The sequence below is a fragment of the Acaryochloris sp. IP29b_bin.148 genome, from assembly GCF_028285565.1.
Lineage (GTDB): Bacteria > Cyanobacteriota > Cyanobacteriia > Thermosynechococcales > Thermosynechococcaceae > Acaryochloris.
The window spans coordinates 1-18,996 of the sequence record NZ_JANQOY010000174.1; the positions used below are offsets into that span (position 1 = coordinate 1).

The window sequence follows — 18,996 nt, forward strand, 5'->3', positions numbered from 1 at the left end:
CGAAATGTAAATTCTATCAAATCTTATACAGAGAAAGGTTTTCAGATTAGTTCATAAAATGAAACTTAGTTGATCCTTTTTAGCCAACTCTACTTATGCTCAAAGACGGAGTGAACAGGCACTGCCAATTGATTCACCCAATTGATGCCAGACCCGAATGCGGAGAGTGCCATGTATGATCATCAGCACCTAATACAGCAGTTACGGCAACTCAATGGCAAAGGATACAAGGGATATCAATCCCTGCGGGGAGACTACCAGTTTCCTGAATTTACGCTGATTCTGGATCGGATCCAACGTGATCCCTTTGCTCGGCCCAGTCAATGCCGCGTGCAAATTCCACAGCAAATTGCTGGTTTTTCGCCAGAACTATACGCCAATCATAGTCGAGCAGTGGGGTTGCGAGATTTTCTCACGCGTCGGTTTAGTCAGATGACTCAACACCATCAGCAGCGTACTGGCACAGGCAATAGTGGACGGATTGCCATTGCTCAGCCGGGGCCAGAAATTTTGGAGCGGACCACTGCCTTGATCGACGATCAGCAGGTTGAGCTGCGATTCTCGGTGGGGTTGCCTGCCCAAGGACGACGGGTTGATGGCGATCAGGCGGCCCACTTATTCGGTGAGCAGATTCCCCAATGGGTCGCCAGGTTGTACTATCCTCAACTCTCTGCTCAGCACCTCCAACTCCATATTGATATTAATGAAGATGCAGACTGGTTACGGCAACGGTTGCACGCACAGGGGTTGGTGGCCTTTGTCGCCAACGGTGCGATTCTGCCTCGGCAGAGTGGTATTGCCACCCAGCCTCTAGCATCAGCCATACCGTTTCAATCGCCTCCGTCTTTACAGGTTGAGTTTGATTGTCCCCATCATGGCCTGATGGCAGGGCTAGGGATTCCGCAGGGGATTACCTTGATTGTGGGAGGAGGCTATCACGGCAAATCAACCTTGCTTAAAGCCTTAGAACTAGGGATTTACAACCATATTCCTGGCGATGGCCGTGAGTTTGTGGTGACAGATATGGATGCGGTCAAAATTCGAGCCGAGGAGGGACGTCCTGTAACGCATTTAGATCTGTCTCCATTGATTAATCATCTTCCCCATCAGCAAGCCACCACGGCGTTTTGCACCACCAATGCCAGTGGTAGCACCTCTCAGGCGGCCAATATCCTGGAAGCTCTAGAGCTTCAGGCCAAAGTGTTGCTCCTGGATGAAGATACAACCGCTACAAATTTAATGATCCGCGATCGCAGAATGCAAGCCCTAATCGCTAAAGACCAAGAACCCATTACGCCATTGATTGATCAAATTCGCCCCCTGTACGAGAATCACGGCGTTTCCAGCGTTCTCGTGATGGGAGGCAGTGGTGATTACTTTGAGGTGGCTGATACGGTGGTTGCTATGTCTGCCTATCGGCCCGAAAACGTAACGGAGCAGGCCCATGCGATCGCAGCTCAATACCCCAGCGATCGCACCTGTGAACTCAGCCAACCCATCGGTGCCAGACCGTCTCGAAGCATCCACCTGGATCCGGCGATGCTGGTCTGGAAGGGCCGACCCGCCAAGGTAAAAGTGCATGATTTGCGAGAAATTATTTTAGGTAGAGATGCGATCAATCTCAGCCAGGTCGAACAATTGGTAGAGCCAGGGCAATTGCGGGCCATTGCAGCTGCGATCGTACTCTTACATCAACAGCCCTCCACAGCGGCTTTGACCACCATCCTTCAGGACATCATGTCCAGACTAACCACATCGGGACTATCCACGCTGAGTTCCTTTCCCGAAGGCGATTTTGTCCAGTTTCGGCGATTTGAGCTAGCCGCTGCCCTTAATCGCTGGCGTTCACTCAAAATAGGAGATTAGGGGGTCAAAACGTTGCTGAACGCTGATGTCCTTCGCCATGACAGAATAGGACAGATTTTCCAGCACTCGGGTAGAGTTCTGGAAAACCCTTTATCGTCCTAAGCCCTATCTTCATTTTCTTCAGCATCCATGAACTCCCTCGGCAGACATATACTCGTTGAATTTTATGATGGCTCTGCAGAGATCCTCAATGATGTTCTTCTGATCGAAAACAGCATGCTAGAAGCGGCTCAGGAATCAGGAGCCACGATTATCAGCTCCGAATTTCACCGATTTCCTCCAAGTGGGGTTTCAGGCTTTCTGGTTCTCCAAGAAAGTCATTTTGCCATCCATACCTGGCCCGAATATGGCTATGCTGCCCTCGATCTATTTACTTGTGGGACATCCGTTAATCCCTGGATTGCCTATGAAATCCTCAAAAGCGCTTTTCACGCCGACCACGGATCGGCTTTAGAACTAAATCGAGGGCAATTGCATTTACTGGAAACAGTAGAAGCTGACTTGAAGCAAACCGAGGAGATCGCCACCTATCCAAACACTAATCCACAGGAAAAAAGAACCATCTGGTTTACGGAGCGCAACGATAATATCGCGTTCTCTATTCGCCATCGAGGAGGCTGGATCTTTCGAGAAAAGTCTCCCTATCAAACAGTGGAAGTTTTAGACACCTTTGAGTATGGCAAAATGCTCGTTATTGATAACCGGGTGATGTGTAGTGAGGCAGATGAACGAGCCTATCACGAGATGATCGTCCATGTGCCCCTATTGACCCATGCTGCTCGTAAAGTGCTGGTGATTGGCGGCGGCGACGGCGGTTGCGTCCGGGAAATTTTTCGCCATCCCCAGGTTGAACAAGTAACCCTCGTGGAAATTGATGAAGTGGTTGTCAAAGCCGCGAAGAAACATCTGTCCACCCTCTCCCTCGCACTGAACCATTCCAAGCTACAACTTATCATTGGGGATGGTATTGAATTTGTGGGGAAGACGAATGATGACACCTACGATCTAATCATTGTCGATGTCTCAGAACCGGTGGGTTGCTCAACCGCATTGCTGACAAAAGACTTTTATCAACAGATTCACCGTATTTTGTCGGTGGGTGGGGTAATGGTCACTCAAAGTGAGTCCCCTCGGTTAAGTCAGTCTAAGTTTTCGGAACGATATGGTGATTTAAACCAAATATTTGGGGCCTCACAGGTGCATTGCTATCTCGCGTTTATCTCAACTTACCCGACTGGAATTTGGAGTTTCGCCTACTGTGCGAAAACGGGTCCCCACCCACTACATGATTTTGATCCACAGCAGGCTCAACAATTTGCCCAAGATCATCAATTGGCCTACTACAACCCAAGTGTTCACCAAGCAGCCTTTTGCTTGCCCACCTTTGTCAAAAATATGATCACAATGCGGCTCTAGACGCTTAGGACGCTGAATAAACGGACGATGGGCACCCCAAAATTGCAGCGGTTTGTCATCTTGGCTCACTGTTATGGATTGTCTAAAAATGCTGATCAACCAATCGCTAGCGTTGCCATTGGAAGATAGCAGCTCCCCAGCTGAGGCCCGCTCCAAATCCCGATGCTGCGATGGTATCACCGGGCTTGATCTGACCTTGCCTGACTGTTTCATCTAAGGCCAAAGGGATTGAGGCAGCAGAGGTATTGCCATAATTGGCCATATTGCTGATCACTTTTTCTGCAGGCATTTTTAAGCGTTTCGCAACGGCATCTAGAATGCGTTGGTTCGCTTGATGTAACAGTAGCCAATCAATATCTGCAGTGCTGAGGTTGGCTTGAAATAAGGCTTTTTCGATGACCTCAGGGACCCGGTTGACGGCAAAGCGATAGACTTCTTTACCATTCATAGAAATAGGCTGATAGGTCCCCTGAGCGACCTCCATTCCTTGAGTCAGTGGGCGGGCTTTACCTTTATAGTTCACATTAAGACAATCATGCAGACAGCCATCACTATGCAAGGCAAATCCCAACAGGCGATCGTTCTCGTTTGCCTGTAAAACGACGGCGCCAGCTCCGTCGCCAAACAATACGCAGGAGCGCCGATCGGTCCAATCGACCCAACGGGAAAGCACATCAGCCCCGATAAGTAAAATATTGCGATACACCCCTGTACGGATAAATTGGGCGGCGGTAATCAAGCCAAATACAAACCCGGAGCAGGCGGCTGTCAAATCAAAGGCAACGGCGTGCTTTGCCCCCAGCTCAGCCTGTATCTGACAGGCGCTGCCAAATAAATCATCGGGGGTTGAGGTAGCCAACAAAATCAAATCAATATCCGTGGCCGCAACTTGAGCCATTGATAAAGCGTTTTGGGCTGCGATCGCACCCAAATGCGCCAAAGACTCTTGAGCGTTCGCTAAATGCCGAGAGCGAATGCCTGTACGGGTGGCAATCCACTCATCCGACGTATCCACTATTTGACTAAGGCCATGATTATCCAGTGATGCAGCAGGAGATGCTGAACCGCTCCCCGTTACTGCCATACCAGCGGCCAGATACTGCACAACTATTCTCCATTGGAGGCAGAAGCCACCGTCTGTTGATAGCAAGACTGAATACGTTGGGACACTTGGTTATCCGCCGCTTCTTTTGCCAGTCGGATAGCATTAAAAATAGAGGGAGCTTGGGAACTGCCGTGGCTAATAATACACACGCCTGCAACACCTAAAAGTAAGCCACCCCCATGTTCAGCATGATCCATACGCTGCTTGATTCGGCGCAAATTAGGCTTGAGAATACTGGTTCCCACCTTGCCATGAATACCTCTAGGCAGCTCTTCTCGTAAAATTTGCAGGGCAACTTCACCGACAGCCTCTGCAAATTTCAGCAAGATATTGCCCGTAAAGCCATCACAGACAATGACATCAAACTGGCCTGAGAGAACATCCCGACCTTCAGCATTGCCAATAAAGTCAATATGAGGATTCTGTTCAAGCTGTTGATAGGTTTGAACAGCGACCTCATTGCCCTTACAGGGCTCCTCGCCAATATTCAGCAACCCCACTTTGGGGGCTTCGGTTCCTAGCACAAATTGGCTGTAGATGGTGCCCATTGTGGCAAATTGGTCTAGAAAACTAGGCCGGCAGTCAACATTGGCACCCACATCCAGCACCAACACAGGTTTCCCCGCAATAATAGTTGGGAAAACGCCACCAATCGCAGGACGATCAATACCTGGAATCCGTCCTAATCGCAGTAATGCTGCTGCCATTGCTGCACCTGAGTGGCCTGCTGACACCACTGCGTCGGCCTGCTGCTTTTTAACTAAATCCATCGCCACATTAATCGACGCCTTCCGTTTACGGCGCAGGGCGCTAATGGGCTCTTCATGCATTTCAATCATCCCTTCCGCAGGGATGATCTCAACTGGAACAGACTCAGTATGATTTTTTATCGAGGTTTGGAGGCGATCTGGATCGCCCACCAAGAGAATATCTGCATCTAATTCTGCTTGGGCTCTAAGAGCTCCAGCAACAATTTCATCTGGGGCATGGTCACCCCCCATGGCATCAATAGCAATTCGTGCGCGAGTGGCTCCCATGTGGCAATCTTGTAGAATCTTTAAGCATTTTAGCAGATTGTCTTAGTCTAACTTAACGGAATTTACTAAACTCACAAACTGAGATGAAATGAATTCCATGTAAGCAGAGCGAAACTTAGTATCCAAGTTCGCATCCATTCAGGCTCTCAGCCAAAACATATCCCCCACTTGGATGCCAACCCTAGCATCATCCTATAACACTGTTCCCCTGCTAACCAAAACAACCACCTTCAAGCAGCAAGCGTACAATTGAGAATCTCGATACTTCTGCTTGGATGGTCGCCTGGCTTCAGGAAATCCCTGAATGAACGGCAGTTTAGCAATGGTAAAGACCAACGGATCGTGGATCTCTATCTCAAAAAGTCGAGTGAGCTGAGCAGTGTTGATGCACAACCCATTTTTAATTTTGCAAACTGCTGATGCAATTCAACAGTGAAATGCGGACGAAAGGACTTGAACCTTCACACTTTGCAGTACTAGAACCTAAATCTAGCGCGTCTACCAATTCCGCCACGTCCGCAAATTTGGCTTTAATATCATAACCTAGCTTTAGACGTATCAGCTCTTTTTCGAAAAAAATAGTCTTTTGAGAATACGGTTGAGCATAAATTCAATCCAGCACAGAGATGTAGCTGAAACGCTGCGAGAAAGCATAGTCTGCTTTGAGGGCTTTGATGTCGTATATTCCAGGGGCGTTTTTGAGTGACGACACTGCATTGAGTGAACGGCTTAAGCGACTGAAAAAGATCTAAACCCCATTGACACAATTTGAAGATCTACCCCGGATTGATTGAGGGTAAGCTTTTGTTCAGAGAGCACAGTTTGGGCATTAACGAGGCGATGGTATTGGACTGGTCTACCTTTGGTGTTGTAATTGTGCCACCGATCGCAGGGGGTATCATTGGCTATTTCACCAATGATCTGGCTATTTCCATGCTGTTTAAGCCCTATCGTGCCATTAAGGTAGGCAATCGCCGATTACCCTTTACACCGGGTCTGATTCCCCGCAATCAGGAGCGGTTGGCCCAGAAGGTGTCAGATGCGATTATGACCTCTCTGCTCACCCCCGAAGAGCTGCAAGCGATTGCTCAACGGTTGCTGCAAACTGAGCGAGTGCAAGGCGCCATTTTGTGGCTATTGCAACTTGCCTTAGATCAGGTGAAATCTGACCAAGATCAAAGAAGCGTCAAGATTTTAGCCAATATCTTGCGAGACTTTGCCGACCAGTCCTTACCCCGTATCATCGTCGCCTTAGCCCGACGGGAAGATTTTCTCCAAGATCAACTGGACCAAGTCTTTGATCAGGTCTTACTGGATTTGCAGCTCACCGATGAGCAAGCCCAACAACTGGCGAATTGGATTATCACTGTTGTTGTGCCGCCCGATACCCTCCGGTTATTGCTGATTGACTTTCTCACCGATCGCAATATTGCCATTTTGGATCAGGATTTGCGGACTAAAACTAGCGGTACATATTGGTGGGTTGCCAACGTGATGGGGGCTCAAAGTGCCCTGATTCGGCTACGGACCTTTTGTATCGAAGAGAAATTGGCTTGTAATGCCATATTGGCAGAGCTGTTCGTGTCCTTGAGTATTCGTCAGCGTTTTATTGAATGGTTGGCCAGTCTCTCGCTCCAAAACCTGCCAGTGCGCACTGTACGCCAACTACGACAACAGTTTCGGGAAAGCGTGCGGGGATATACGCAAAACAAAGGGGTCTCTGTCTTGCAAAATTTGGGAACCTCCGTTGATTGGAATGAAACAGCAACCCTAATCGTTAACCGATTACGCACGTCCGAAGTCGTCGCTACCTCTCTGAAGGACATCAGTGAAGACCTCGCCCTTATCCTAGAACGCTATTTAGAACGGGATTTAGAGATGATTGTAATCAAGGCCCTCCCCATTTTAAATCTCGATCAGGTGATTATTGATCGCGTTAAACGCACGGCTCCCGAAGATCTGGAGACAGCGATTCAGGGCATTGTCAAAACTGAATTACGGGCCATCGTGATTTTGGGCGGTGTATTGGGTATTGTGATTGGACTGATCCAATCCGCCATTTTGTTATTTTCTTGAAGCTAGTTAGAGTTCACCCATTTTTGGTGCCCTGCCTGCTTAGTTTAAGAATGCAGCGGAATCAGGGAAAGATAAGAAGAGAATTTGTGTTGTTTCTCTATTATCTGATACCGAGGTTAGTCGTTTCTCCCCCTTTGACGCCAGCTATGAGTTCTGAATACGAAGTAACGCCTATCAGCGATGCTCAGCCCCTTGAGCAATCCGGACCACAGCCTATTATTCAAACCTTTAGCCTTCGTAAAACCTATCGAACGGGGTTTTGGCTGAACAAGACCGTCACCTCTCTCCAACAATGCAGTGTTCAGGTGATGCCAGGTGAAACCTTTGGTCTATTGGGTCCAAATGGTGCAGGCAAAACCACATTATTAAAGATTCTCTTAGGCATTGCTAAACCCTCAGCCGGTAGGGGATTCCTCTTAGGGAAGCCCTTGGGCGATCGCTCGGCCAAGGAGCAGATCGGATATTTACCTGAAAATGCCTATTTCTATGACTATTTAACGGGATGGGAGTTTTTGAGGTATGCAGCGGGCATTTTTCAGATTCCACCTCAGGTTCAAAAGCGACGCATTCCAGAGCTATTGGATATGGTGGGTTTAGATCGCAAAACGGCCAAGAAGAAGCAGATGCGGCGCTATTCCAAGGGCATGTTGCAACGGGTAGGAATGGCCCAGGCCCTGATTAACGATCCTAAACTTGTCTTTTTAGACGAACCGATGTCGGGCCTTGATCCCATGGGACGGTATCAGATGCGGGAAATTATTTTATCCCTAAAAGAACAAGGTAAAACGGTCTTCTTTAACAGCCATGTCTTGTCTGATGTGGAAATTATTTGCGATCGCGTCGCCATATTGGCCCAAGGTCAATTAATTTGCGAGGGCACCCTCGATCAACTGTTAGGAACCCAAACTCAAACCTATCAGGTGAAAGGGCGAGCCGGAGATCCACAAATCCTCTCGGAACTGTTGGTTGATTTTGAGATGCAAGCTTCGCAATGGCATGGTCAGCTCCAAGGAGAGCCGTATACCTTCTTATCCAAACTAGAGCAAATGGACGGTACCCTCACGGAAATGAAGATGGTGCGGCAATCCTTGGAAGACTTTTTTATCCAGCAGTTGCGACAGAGAGGCATTCACAAAAGTCGCTAGCTATTCGCCATTGAAATCCCCGGTGGGGTCCTCATCAATGGTAGGCGCTACCTGTGAGCCGTCTGCTTCGCCTTCTCCTAAGGCAACTAACACAACCGTAATATTATCTTGTCCACCCTCTTCCTTTGCTGCTTCAATCAAAGCATTCGCAACCGTCTCACAGGGTTGCTTCGGTTGGAAGAAGGGGGCAATCTGTTCGTCCGCCAGTTCCTCCGTTAAACCATCACTACACAGCAATAACTGATCGCCTGCTTTGACATCCAGGGGCTGGATGCCCATTTCATCGAGTTCTTCTCTCCCCAAACATTGGGCTAATACATGCCGCCAGGGATGGTGACGAGCCTGATCAGGCGTTAGGAGTCCAGACTTAACGGCCTGAGAAATCCAAGTGTGATCTTCTGTGATCTGATCTAAATGAGCGTCTCGCCAGCGATAGAGCCGCGAGTCACCAATATGAGCACACCATGGCTGTCCTTCTTCTGGGAAGAGGACGACCACAACGGTTGTTCCCATATCAGCCCGCTCTGGGTAGTCTTTCTGATTCTGAATAATAGCCTGATTGGCCTTTAGCAGTGCCTTTTCTAGTAAATCATGGGGTTGAAGTTGAGCTTGCCAGTTGTCCAGCAAAAACTCACGGATGGTATCAGCCGCAATCCGGCTAGCTTCCTCTCCACCCGCGTGGCCTCCCATGCCATCCGCCACGATAAAAAATCGACCTTCGGACTCATCAATGCTGTAGGAGTCTTGATTGGCTTTTCGAACAAGCCCTTGATCACTAAGGCCTGCAAACAGACGTTTCATATTAATATCAACGATTCAATTGGTCCTCTAATGTAGTCACCGTCACTTGCAATCAAGAAGATTATACAAGGGCTCAGACATGCCAATAGTTTAGCTAAAAAGCAGAGAACCTTTTCCTATACGACTCTAGAATGCTACAACATTCGCTCAAAACTGTCATACCGCTTCATTCTTAACAGCAGACGCAAAAAGACTAAACTGGCAAGAATGGCGATAAAAGCTGCGATCGCAGCGAGCCACACATACTTATTCACCAGCAGAATTGTGGCCGATAGCGTGAACGCACCAATCAGCAGGGCATAGTTGGTGCCCATATGGGTCAAATTGAGTCGGCGCAGAATTCGGTCTGTTTCAGCGGACCGCACCCGCATTCGCAGGTCGCCCTGTTCCAACTTATCGAGGGTATCCTCCATTCGTCGAGGGAGCCCCAGGGCCGTATTACTCACCTGAGCCGCTTGCCGCCCTAACTCGCCCAACAGATCACCACTTTGATTATTTGAAAAGCCACCATTTGTCATAAGCTCTGCTGCAAAGGGTTCTGCAACCTCCATAAAGTTAAATGTGGGATCGAGTCCCCTGCCTACACCTTCTAAGGTGGAAAAGGCTCGCATTACAAATGTAAACGTTGCGGGGAAGCGAAAGGGTTGATCGTAAGCAATCTCAAACAGATCATCCCCAATCTGAGCAACGGACTGTTGATCAAAGGGCTGCCCCATGAAGTTATCCAGCATATATTGGATCGATCGCCGAATCGGCCCCATATCATCAACGGGGAGTAGTGCGCCTAAATCAATCAACGAAGCGATCACCTGATTGGCATCTTTTTGGGCAAACCCGAAAAACGTCTTGAGCAATTTCTCGCGCGTGATCGAGGTAATCCGCCCCATCATGCCAAAATCATAAAAAATCAACTGCCCATCTGAACTCACCGCCAAATTACCGGGATGGGGATCGGCATGAAAAAAGCCATCGGTTAACAGCTGGTAGAGATAAGCTTTCGCACTCAGTTGAGCAATTCGCTTGCGATCAATACCGGCGGCATCAATGGCGTCATAATTACTGATTTTGAGCCCTGGAACATACTCCAGCGTCAGCACCCGAGGCGTTGCATATCGCCAAAAGACTCGGGGCACATAGACCCAGTCTTGATCTCGAAAATTACGGCGAAACTGGTCTGCATTGCGGCCTTCATTTAGATAATCAATTTCTTCGTAGAGGATTTTGCAACATTCTTCGTAAATCCCTAACCAGTCCCGTCCGGGTCCCCATTTGGGATGATTCTGAAAGTAATGGGCAATGCCCTTCAAAATCCTCAAATCAATATCAAACAGTTTTTTGAGGCCTGGACGTTGAATCTTGACGACCACCTCTTCTCCCGACTGCAGTTGGGCACGGTGGACTTGTCCTAGACTAGCGGCGGCGAGGGGAACTGGATCAAAACTGCAAAATAATGCTGGAATGGTCCGACCAAAGTCCTGCTCAATAATCCGCTCAACCCGTTCATAACTAAAAGCAGGCACCCGATCTTGGAGCTTGGACAGCTCTTCCACATACTCAGCCGGGAATAAATCGGCACGCGTTGAAAATAGCTGCCCAACTTTGATAAAGGTAGGGCCTAAATCGAGTAAGGTTTCTCGAATCCAGGCCGCCTGCTTTCTCCGTCGAGCTGCCCGTTTCGCGTCTGTCATCCCGCCCGGATAACTCCAAGACTTGCTCAACCACCAGCGAGAGCTGAGCAACTGCAACACAAAGGCCCAAATGTCCAGAAAACGACGTTGGCGAGAATAGCTGTCTCGATTCCAGCGGTAGGCTTTGCGATTTTGTTTGGGTAAGATCAACTCAGAGGGAGGAACTGACACAAGCACTAACTAGAATGGCTGCGGTAGTTTTGTAGAGCGGAACGAAGTTGAGCAATTTCCGCCCGCAGCTCATCAATGGTTTCTTGTAAGTCAGCAGTGGCCGATGAAGCGCTAGAGGTCGATGTATAACTTTGAGGATTACGAACAGCCTCAGCATCAGCTCTTTCCATGACCTGATTAGTGAATTGACGGATTTTTTCCCGCTGCTCAGCGTCAAACTGACCCACGCTACTGAGGGTGTCCGTAAGCTGATGCTCTAGTTCTTCATACAACACTTCAGCAGTTGCTCTACCCAAAAAAAATGCACGAATTAAGGGGTTGGTCATGGGATAGTATCGTTAACATGGCTTCGCAAAAATTATAACTTGCCTCTTTGCACTCCTGCTCTAACTGACATCCGAGGATAATTGGGAAAAATAAAAATACACCCTCATTTCTGTGATCGGAGTGATGTTGGTCATTGCTCTCCTCTAGATGGATGGATATCAACTTATCCCTCCCCCATCTCGTGAAACACTGACCAAACAGACGTTGCCCCTTTAGCATTCAGAGTTAAAATATCAAAACTATGGCCATCCGCTTGCAAAGTTAGCCCCTCTTGAATGAGGCTCGCTTTGCACATTTCATATCTCTGTTGTTATTCAATCTCTTTGGACCACAAGACCATGTCTGTCGAAACATTGGACAAACGCTCTACAAGCCGTAAACTGGCACCGAAGTACCGTGTTTTACTCCACAATGATGATTTCAACTCCATGGAGCATGTGGTGCAAGTGTTGCTTCAAACCGTCCCTAACCTGACCCAACCCCAAGCCGTTAGCGTGATGATGGAAGCCCATACGAATGGGATTGCGCTCGTTATTACCTGCGCCTTTGAACATGCAGAGTTCTACTGTGAAACACTGAAGATGCATGGTTTGACCAGCACAATTGAGCCTGATGAATAGGTCGAGTCCTTGGCTTAAATGGCTGCAATTCTTTGATGTAGATGAGCAGAGGGGGGTGAAGGCTTCACTACCGCCAAGCAAAGTTATTCGCTACTTACCATGTACCATTGCCCTTCTTTTTTGGCCAGAAATACTTTGCCCGCTGCTTTCCCCTTTTCACCCGTGAGGTTAACGGTGGCTTTATCTCCCTTGATTTGGGTCTGGGCTATGCTGCCTTTGGCAATCACTTCCGAAAACCGATCTTGATCCGCTTGACTGGCATCCTCAAGATCGCAGATCTGTTGAATGCCCTGGTCAGCCTCAGGAGCACAGAGATCACTCAATTCTCCGTAGTTTCGAGAAGTCGCGACCTCAAATACTTTTTGCACCACTCCTTGAGGGGTGGACTGCACGCCATTCTCTGTACATGCTGTCAACACGAATACACTTGCGGCTAACCCTATTCTTTGCATCATTGCCGTTCTTCTCGGAAATAGACGTTGATTTCAAGCGCAAGTGTTCAGCTACAGCAGAAGTCATAGACAAGAGAGAGCTGTCACCTGCTCAATTCAGCGAGACGCTACTCTAGAAAACGTTGTAGATACCAATGCCCGTTTTCCTGAATCAGTTCAAAACTGAGGGTGCGCTCTAGGTTAGGTTGGCTGGCAACGGTCACAACTGCTGTATATCCCGTGATTTCGGTATTACCGCGTATTTTTGCCGCCAAGAAGCGATGAATAAAGGCCTGTTGTTGTTCGGGCTGAGCTTCAGACATTTCGCAGATGATATTGGCCGTTGTCTCTGCCTGAGGCGCACATAAGGTACTGAGTTGACTGAGTTCTCTGGTCTTAGCTGAATCAACAATCTTCTGAATCACCCCCTCTGGTGTCGATTGGATTCCGCTTCCTTGACAAGCTGAAATGGTAAGCATGGAGACCAGTAGGGTGACCTTTCTCAGCATAGGAGGGGCCTTTACATCGGGCTACTTCAGGGGTTTCTGTGGGCGATTATACACATAATTTGCGATGAGGAATTAAACGTAAAACCTACTTTTACGAAGTAACACTAACTATTGTCAATGTAAGTGTCATTGGGGATTACGGGTCACCTCGTTGTAAATGGGCAAGGTAAAAACCATCCATTTGCCCTCGATGCGGCCAGATTTTTGCGCCCAGGGCGGATTGCTGGAGTTCTAAATGTGTGGATAGGGGGTGAATAGACCAATTAGACGTCTGTTGGAGGAAAGATTGAACAACATTTTCATTCTCCTGGGGATGGAGAGTACAGGTGGCATAGAGCAGGTATCCACCGGGTTTGACCCATTGCGCACTGGTCTGTAGGAGTTCCAATTGCAAGGCTGATAATTCGGTGACGCGATCAGGGGTTTGCCGCCAGCGAGCATCTGCATGACGATGTAAGGTGCCTAAGCCTGAGCAGGGAGCATCTACAAGAACAGAGTCGGCTAAGGGAATATGGTTGGGCAGCTGACGACTGTCTCCCGTCCAAAGTTGAACGGTGTTGATATCTAGACGTTGAAGGTTTTGCTGAAGTTTACGGAGGCGAGACGGGGTGCGATCGCACGCCCAAATCTCTCCACAATCCTGCATCAACTCTGCCATATGGGTGGTTTTGCCACCCGGTGCGGCACAAACATCAAGGGCCACCGTTCCGGGTTGAGGATTCAGCACATGCCCAACGAGCTGCGCGCTGGCCCCTTGCACCGTCCACCATCCCTCTTGGAAACCGGGCAGTTGGGGAATGGGACCGGGTTTGCCTTCAATTCTTAAGGCTTGGGGTAGATGGGGGAGCGGTGATGTTGTGAGACCCGCTGCTGCCAGTTGTGATCGCACAAACGCTCGATCCATTTTTAAGGGATTGATCCGTAAGTCAATATGGGGAGGCTGGTTGCAATAATCACAGAGTTGCTCCGTCTCTGCTGGCCCCAGCTGATTGTTCCAGACTTGGACAATCCAATCAGGATAGCTATACAACATCCCTAATCGCTGGATTGGGTCGGAGGGAAGGTCCAAGGGATCATGGGTGCGGGCCGCTGCTCGCGTATATTGCCTGAGCAAGCCGTTAACCAATCCTGATAGCCCCGAGAGTTGATTCTGCTTGGCTAACTCCACCGTGGTAAAAATGGCCGCAGCATCAGGAATATGATCGAGGTAACGGAGTTGATAGAGACCCAGATGCAATAACGTACGCAGATCGGGCGGTTGCTGATCGGCGGGTCTTTTGGCAAATTGATCAATCAGGGCGTCCAAGGTTCGTTGGCGACGCACACTACCGTAGAGCAGCTCAGTTAACAAGCGGCGATCGGCATTGGGTATCACCTTCGGCATAACCCGACTCAGGGCAACATCCGCATATGCCCCTCGATGAACTGCTTTAAGCCCCTGAAAAGCAAGCTGCCGAGGGTTAGGATTACTCATTTTTGGCTAGAGAAATAAGACTACAAATCACCAAATCCTTTTCTCTTTTTGTTTTTCTTCTTCTTGCCCATACCGCCACGCCAGCCACCGCGACTCGGACGACCACCTCCCATCATCGGATTCCCCCCACCGGCAGGAGACATGCCTGGCATTTGCCCTTGTCCCATCTGCTGCATCATCGATCGCATGCGCTGGAACTCTGTCACGAGCTTACCGACATCATTTTGGGTATAGCCGGAGCCTTTAGCAATTCGACGGCGACGACTAGGAGAGTTGGACAACAACTGGGGGTTTTTGCGTTCCTCCTTGGTCATGGAGTTAATCATCGCTTCTGTCTGCTTCAGCTTTGTTTCCCCTTCTTGCAGCTGAGAGTTAGATATTTTATTCATACCGGGGATCAGCTTCATCACCCCACCCAGAGAGCCCATATTTTTGAGCAAACGCATTTGCTTGAGAAAATCAGTGAAGTCAAACTGAGCCTCCATGATCTTCTTCTGCATCTTCTCTGCATCGGCGATGTCAAACTCTTCTTGAGCTTTTTCCACCAACGTCAGCACATCCCCCATCCCCAGAATGCGAGATGCCATCCGATCCGGATAGAAGGGTTGTAAGGCCTCAACTTTTTCGCCAACCCCCACAAATTTAATCGGCTTACCCGATATTTGGCGAATCGAGAGGGCCGCCCCGCCGCGGGTATCGCCATCCATCTTGGTTAGAATCGCTCCGGTAATCCCAATCTGATCATGGAAGGTGCGGGTCAAATTCGCCGCTTCCTGACCGGTCATGGCATCGACCACTAGCAAGGTTTCATCTGGCTTGATCGCTTTTTTTATATCCGCCAGCTCAGACATCATTGCTGGGTCAATTTGCAGACGGCCAGCGGTATCCACAATCACTGTGTCCACATTTTGCTCGCGGGCTGCTGCTAGCCCCTGACGGGCAATCTCTACAGGGTTAGCATCTGTTCCCAGTTGAAAGACGGGGACATCAATCTGTTCCCCTAGGGTCACCAGCTGGTCAATGGCGGCTGGGCGGTAGACGTCCGTTGCCACCAGTAAGGCCGTCTGTTCTTGCTTACGTAAATGCAGTGCCAGCTTGGCCGTTGCCGTGGTTTTACCCGTACCCTGCAAACCCGCCATTAAAATCACGGTGGGCGGTTTGTTGGACTCAGCCAAGGGCTCGTTCGTGGCCCCCATCACCTCAACCAGCTGGTCATGCACAATCTTGATAAATTGCTGATCCGGTTGTACGCCCGTGATCACCTCGGCCCCTAAGGCCGATTCCCGGACGTCTTCGATAAAGTCTTTGACCACCTGTAAATTGACATCGGCCTCCAGCAGCGCCCGTCGAACTTCCCGTAGGGCATCTTGAATGTTCGACTCCGAGATTTTGTCTTGACCCCGGAGGGTCTTCCAGGCCGATTCCAGCCGATCGGATAGGGCTTCAAACATAGCGGGGTACCTATTTGCAGATAACTATTTTGACATAGGAGCAACAGACGCTGCTACTTAGAGGAGACGGTGGCTGAAGAGGGTGTCCGCATCACGCGAGACGTGGACTGCTTTTCTAGCACCGTTTGGTAATAGCCTTCCAATTGCCGAGTCGCCGCCGCCCAACCCCAGCGTTCCGCTTCTACTCGGGCATTGCGACGGATAGTTTCCCGCTCGTCTGAGTTGTTGAGTAAGCGTTGGGTGGCTTGGATAAAATCTTGATCGTCGTTGGGATTAAAGAGATAGCCATTGGCTTCATCTTCCACAATATCAGTAATCCCGCCCGAGCGAGCTGCCACCACGGGACATCCTGCCGCCATCGCTTCTAGGAGCACCAAACCCAAGGTTTCCGTGCGGGAGGGGAACATAAAGCAATCAGCCGAGGCAAAGGCAGCGGCCAAAGTTTTACCCGACATATACCCGGCAAAATAGGTTTTAGTGCCCGCAAAATGCTTCTCCAGCTCTTGCCGATAGGGACCATCCCCCACGAGAGCCAGACGCGCTGAGGGCATGGCATCCAAAATCAGCTTAATCCGGTCAATTTCTTTTTCGGCCGATAGTCGTCCGACATAGAGCAATAAGGGATCGTCAGGATTCCCCTGACTGAGCAGCATCCGCATCTCTTCAGAGGCGAGTTCAGGCTGAAAGGTATCGATATCAACGCCTCGTTGCCAAAGCGCCAAACGTTCAATGCCTTGCTCTCCTAGTTCTTCCACCATGGCGTTGGAGGTGCAGAGGTTTAAGAGGGCTTGATTATGGCCCGCTTTGAGCATCTCCCACAGGACCCCCTCAAACATGCCCAGACCGTAATACTTCAAATAGTGGGGCAGATGGGTATGATAAGACGCCACCAGCGGGATGCGGTGCATCTTGCTAAAGAAGAGTCCAGCTAATCCCAGCACCGCCGGATTAACCACATGCACCAAATCAGGCTGGAATTGAGTCAGCGCGTCACCAATGGAGGGACGAGGCAGGGCTAACTTCAGCTCAGGATAGAGCGGTAATGGGAAAGCAGAAACCCCATGAACTTGAGCACCCTTATATTCCGTAATACCGCCCTCTGGGGAGAAGACCAACACTTGATGGCCATCTTTTTGTAAATGGGCAACCGTATGACAGAGGCGGGTGACAATTCCATCTACCTTAGGTAGAAAGGTTTCAGTAAAAAAGGCAATTCGCATGGATACAGTTGCGTCGAAAGGAGCAAGGGGACAGGACAGCTAAGATTAGGCGTCCCCAGGGTGTGGCCTATCAGCCTTTTCTCAAAGTACCAGGAAGTCGGAATGTTTAGAACTGCTTTCTGTCAGAACACGGATCATCAATCTCCATAAAATGCTTGGAAGTGCTATTCTTTGAGGCTTGTAGAATTTACGCAAGCCATCACATCATCGGCCTGGGTGGGTAAAGCAGACGTTAAGACCTGGCTTCCCTCTGACGTGACTAGCACATCATCTTCGATGCGGATCCCCCGGACATCCTCAAATTGAGCCAGGCGATCCCAATTGACGCAATCTCGATACTGCTGGCGCAGGTCAGGGTTATGAAGCAGGGCCGGAATTTGGTAAAAGCCAGGTTCAATGGTGACCAGCATCTGGGAGCATAAGGGACGATCTAAACGCAGATAGCGTAACCCCATGCGATCGCATCTCTGTCGCCCCGGTTCATATCCTGCCCCATCCCCCAAATCTTCCATATCATGGACATCGAGTCCCAGTAAGTGTCCAATCCCATGAGGGAAAAAGAGAGCATGGGCATCGCGTTCAACGAGATCCTCTGGCTGCCCCCTGAGAATGCCCACATCGACGAGTCCTGAAGCGATGGTCTGGGCTGCTAAAAGATGGACATCGCGGAACTCCACGCCTGGCGCAATCTGGGCAATACAAGCGTCATGGGCTGCCAGTACAATGTCATACAGGTCTCGCTGGGTAGCGGAAAAATGACCGGAGACAGGCCAAGTGCGAGTAACATCTGCTGCCCACCCCAAGGGCGTTTCTGCACCTGCATCCACCAGCAATAAATCGCCGGGTGCAAAGGTATGGGGATAGATATCGTTATGGAGGATTTCGCCCTGAACCGTGACGATGCTGGTATAGGCCGTGGGACATTGATGCGCCATCATCACAGATTCTATTTCAGCGCGAAGGGCCGCTTCGGAGGCGTGGTTCAGCGTAGACCGCATGCCTTGCAGATGAGCTTCTACTGTAATTTGGGCCGCTTGTTGGAGCTGAGTCAGGGCAAAATCATCCTGCTGTAACCGCAAACGGATGATGGCTTGGGCCAGTTGATGATCGCGCTCCATATGGCGATCCCATTCCTGAGGATGGCCTGAGCCGCTCCCACTCACCGATCGACCCAACCACTCCGTCTGCTGTTGAAGACTATCAGCGGTGGGCGCGGGTAACGTTGCCACTGCTAGGGTCCAAGTGGGTACGGCTGATAGGGGCAAGTGATCATCTGCGCCCATTTGCTCGGCCACATCTCTTCGACTCAAGCTAGGACCGTGCCATACCGTGGATTCGGGCGAGGGTTCATCCCAAAAAAGGGTTAGCTGCCCTGCCGCCAAACCAATGACTGCATTCTGAAGGGGCATCCCGGCAAAATAAAGAAAGTGACTGCTGGCCCGGAAGGGAAACCGATTAGCGGCAAAGTTCCGTGACACGGAGGTCCCCGACCAGAGCAAGACGGGGTCTTCAACCCAATCGGCAAGCTGTTGGCGACGGTGGTGTAGACAGGCGCGGTCAACGGAGGTTAGCACCCTGTTCTTGTCCTTACTGAGGAAATTTATGAATGGTATTAATTATAGGTGGGAAAAAAGCACTGGACCGCAGCGTAGAGGCTTC

The 18,996-nt window shown here is 49.7% G+C and carries 16 protein-coding genes and 1 tRNA gene; 5 read left to right on the plus strand and 12 right to left on the minus strand.

Translation table 11 applies throughout. The features are described 5' to 3' along the window. Positions 1-171: 171 nt before the first annotated feature. On the plus strand, positions 172-1,866 hold the full coding sequence (locus tag Q0986_RS16095; RefSeq protein ID WP_366918606.1) for an ABC-ATPase domain-containing protein: 1,695 nt from the start codon (positions 172-174) through the stop codon (positions 1,864-1,866). 129 nt (positions 1,867-1,995) lie between these two features. Beyond that, positions 1,996-3,282 carry a polyamine aminopropyltransferase gene (gene speE, locus Q0986_RS16100; protein WP_299412544.1) on the plus strand — a complete coding sequence of 429 codons (1,287 nt, stop codon included), beginning with the start codon at positions 1,996-1,998 and terminating at the stop codon, positions 3,280-3,282. 106 nt (positions 3,283-3,388) lie between these two features. Here speE and Q0986_RS16105 read toward each other — a convergent pair whose 3' ends face one another. From Q0986_RS16105 to Q0986_RS16115, 3 genes are all read right to left on the minus strand, one after another. Continuing rightward, positions 3,389-4,387, minus strand: a complete 999-nt coding sequence (locus Q0986_RS16105) for a beta-ketoacyl-ACP synthase 3 (RefSeq protein WP_299412548.1) — start codon at positions 4,385-4,387, stop codon at positions 3,389-3,391. 2 nt (positions 4,388-4,389) lie between these two features. Further along, a complete protein-coding gene (gene plsX, locus Q0986_RS16110) occupies positions 4,390-5,424 on the minus strand; it encodes a phosphate acyltransferase PlsX (protein ID WP_299412551.1) in 1,035 nt (344 codons plus the stop codon). A gap of 438 nt (positions 5,425-5,862) precedes the next feature. Further along, positions 5,863-5,944: transfer RNA gene (locus tag Q0986_RS16115), tRNA-Leu, on the minus strand. A gap of 326 nt (positions 5,945-6,270) precedes the next feature. Here Q0986_RS16115 and Q0986_RS16120 point away from each other — a divergent pair. Together Q0986_RS16120 and Q0986_RS16125 are read left to right on the plus strand one after the other, a co-directional pair. Continuing rightward, positions 6,271-7,500 carry a DUF445 family protein gene (locus Q0986_RS16120; protein ID WP_366918607.1) on the plus strand — a complete coding sequence of 410 codons (1,230 nt, stop codon included), beginning with the start codon at positions 6,271-6,273 and terminating at the stop codon, positions 7,498-7,500. A 146-nt stretch (positions 7,501-7,646) separates the two neighbouring features. After that, complete coding sequence (locus Q0986_RS16125) at positions 7,647-8,645, plus strand: ABC transporter ATP-binding protein (protein ID WP_299412554.1); 999 nt, start codon at positions 7,647-7,649, stop codon at positions 8,643-8,645. On the opposite strand, the gene Q0986_RS16130 is transcribed toward Q0986_RS16125, so the two are convergent. The 3 genes from Q0986_RS16130 to Q0986_RS16140 all read right to left on the minus strand — a co-directional run bounded on the left by Q0986_RS16130 (position 8,646) and on the right by Q0986_RS16140 (position 11,631). Next, positions 8,646-9,446: a Stp1/IreP family PP2C-type Ser/Thr phosphatase gene (locus Q0986_RS16130; protein WP_299412558.1), complete on the minus strand. Its 801-nt coding sequence runs from the start codon at positions 9,444-9,446 to the stop codon at positions 8,646-8,648. A 134-nt stretch (positions 9,447-9,580) separates the two neighbouring features. Further along, positions 9,581-11,311, minus strand: coding sequence for an AarF/ABC1/UbiB kinase family protein (locus Q0986_RS16135; protein WP_299412561.1), 1,731 nt, complete (start codon positions 11,309-11,311; stop codon positions 9,581-9,583). Then, positions 11,311-11,631: a DUF6825 family protein gene (locus Q0986_RS16140; RefSeq protein WP_299412564.1), complete on the minus strand. Its 321-nt coding sequence runs from the start codon at positions 11,629-11,631 to the stop codon at positions 11,311-11,313. The genes Q0986_RS16135 and Q0986_RS16140 overlap by 1 nt, the downstream gene beginning before the upstream one ends. 339 nt (positions 11,632-11,970) lie before the next feature. Here Q0986_RS16140 and clpS point away from each other — a divergent pair, with 339 nt between their 5' ends. Next, entirely contained in the window at positions 11,971-12,252 is a 282-nt protein-coding gene (clpS, locus tag Q0986_RS16145) for an ATP-dependent Clp protease adapter ClpS (protein ID WP_299412567.1), read from the plus strand. 83 nt (positions 12,253-12,335) lie between these two features. Here the strand turns inward: clpS and Q0986_RS16150 are convergent, their stop codons facing one another. From Q0986_RS16150 to Q0986_RS16175, 6 genes are all read right to left on the minus strand, one after another. Beyond that, a complete protein-coding gene (locus tag Q0986_RS16150) occupies positions 12,336-12,707 on the minus strand; it encodes a hypothetical protein (protein ID WP_299412570.1) in 372 nt (123 codons plus the stop codon). Between the two features lie 104 nt (positions 12,708-12,811). Then, the gene (locus tag Q0986_RS16155) at positions 12,812-13,192 is read right to left on the minus strand and encodes a hypothetical protein (protein ID WP_299412572.1); all 381 of its coding nucleotides are present in this window, start codon (positions 13,190-13,192) and stop codon (positions 12,812-12,814) included. Positions 13,193-13,328: 136 nt separating this feature from the next. Beyond that, positions 13,329-14,666, minus strand: a complete 1,338-nt coding sequence (locus Q0986_RS16160; protein ID WP_299412576.1) for a 16S rRNA (cytosine(967)-C(5))-methyltransferase — start codon at positions 14,664-14,666, stop codon at positions 13,329-13,331. A gap of 20 nt (positions 14,667-14,686) precedes the next feature. Continuing rightward, a complete protein-coding gene (gene ffh, locus Q0986_RS16165; RefSeq protein ID WP_299412578.1) occupies positions 14,687-16,117 on the minus strand; it encodes a signal recognition particle protein in 1,431 nt (476 codons plus the stop codon). Positions 16,118-16,170: 53 nt separating this feature from the next. After that, on the minus strand, positions 16,171-17,337 hold the full coding sequence (locus Q0986_RS16170; RefSeq protein WP_299412582.1) for a glycosyltransferase family 1 protein: 1,167 nt from the start codon (positions 17,335-17,337) through the stop codon (positions 16,171-16,173). Positions 17,338-17,501: 164 nt separating this feature from the next. Then, complete coding sequence (locus Q0986_RS16175) at positions 17,502-18,911, minus strand: aminopeptidase P family protein (RefSeq protein WP_299412587.1); 1,410 nt, start codon at positions 18,909-18,911, stop codon at positions 17,502-17,504. Between the last annotated feature and the right edge of the window lie 85 nt (positions 18,912-18,996).

Bases quoted from the DNA above. Each gene is read 5' to 3' on its own strand.
- clpS (WP_299412567.1), top strand. From the start codon at position 11,971: ATGTCTGTCGAAACATTGGACAAACGCTCTACAAGCCGTAAACTGGCA.
- Q0986_RS16160 (WP_299412576.1), bottom strand. From the start codon at position 14,666: ATGAGTAATCCTAACCCTCGGCAGCTTGCTTTTCAGGGGCTTAAAGCA.
- plsX (WP_299412551.1), bottom strand. From the start codon at position 5,424: ATGGGAGCCACTCGCGCACGAATTGCTATTGATGCCATGGGGGGTGAC.
- ffh (WP_299412578.1), bottom strand. From the start codon at position 16,117: ATGTTTGAAGCCCTATCCGATCGGCTGGAATCGGCCTGGAAGACCCTC.
- Q0986_RS16140 (WP_299412564.1), bottom strand. From the start codon at position 11,631: ATGACCAACCCCTTAATTCGTGCATTTTTTTTGGGTAGAGCAACTGCT.
- Q0986_RS16170 (WP_299412582.1), bottom strand. From the start codon at position 17,337: ATGCGAATTGCCTTTTTTACTGAAACCTTTCTACCTAAGGTAGATGGA.
- Q0986_RS16130 (WP_299412558.1), bottom strand. From the start codon at position 9,446: ATGAAACGTCTGTTTGCAGGCCTTAGTGATCAAGGGCTTGTTCGAAAA.
- Q0986_RS16150 (WP_299412570.1), bottom strand. From the start codon at position 12,707: ATGATGCAAAGAATAGGGTTAGCCGCAAGTGTATTCGTGTTGACAGCA.
- Q0986_RS16125 (WP_299412554.1), top strand. From the start codon at position 7,647: ATGAGTTCTGAATACGAAGTAACGCCTATCAGCGATGCTCAGCCCCTT.
- Q0986_RS16155 (WP_299412572.1), bottom strand. From the start codon at position 13,192: ATGCTGAGAAAGGTCACCCTACTGGTCTCCATGCTTACCATTTCAGCT.
- speE (WP_299412544.1), top strand. From the start codon at position 1,996: ATGAACTCCCTCGGCAGACATATACTCGTTGAATTTTATGATGGCTCT.
- Q0986_RS16095 (WP_366918606.1), top strand. From the start codon at position 172: ATGTATGATCATCAGCACCTAATACAGCAGTTACGGCAACTCAATGGC.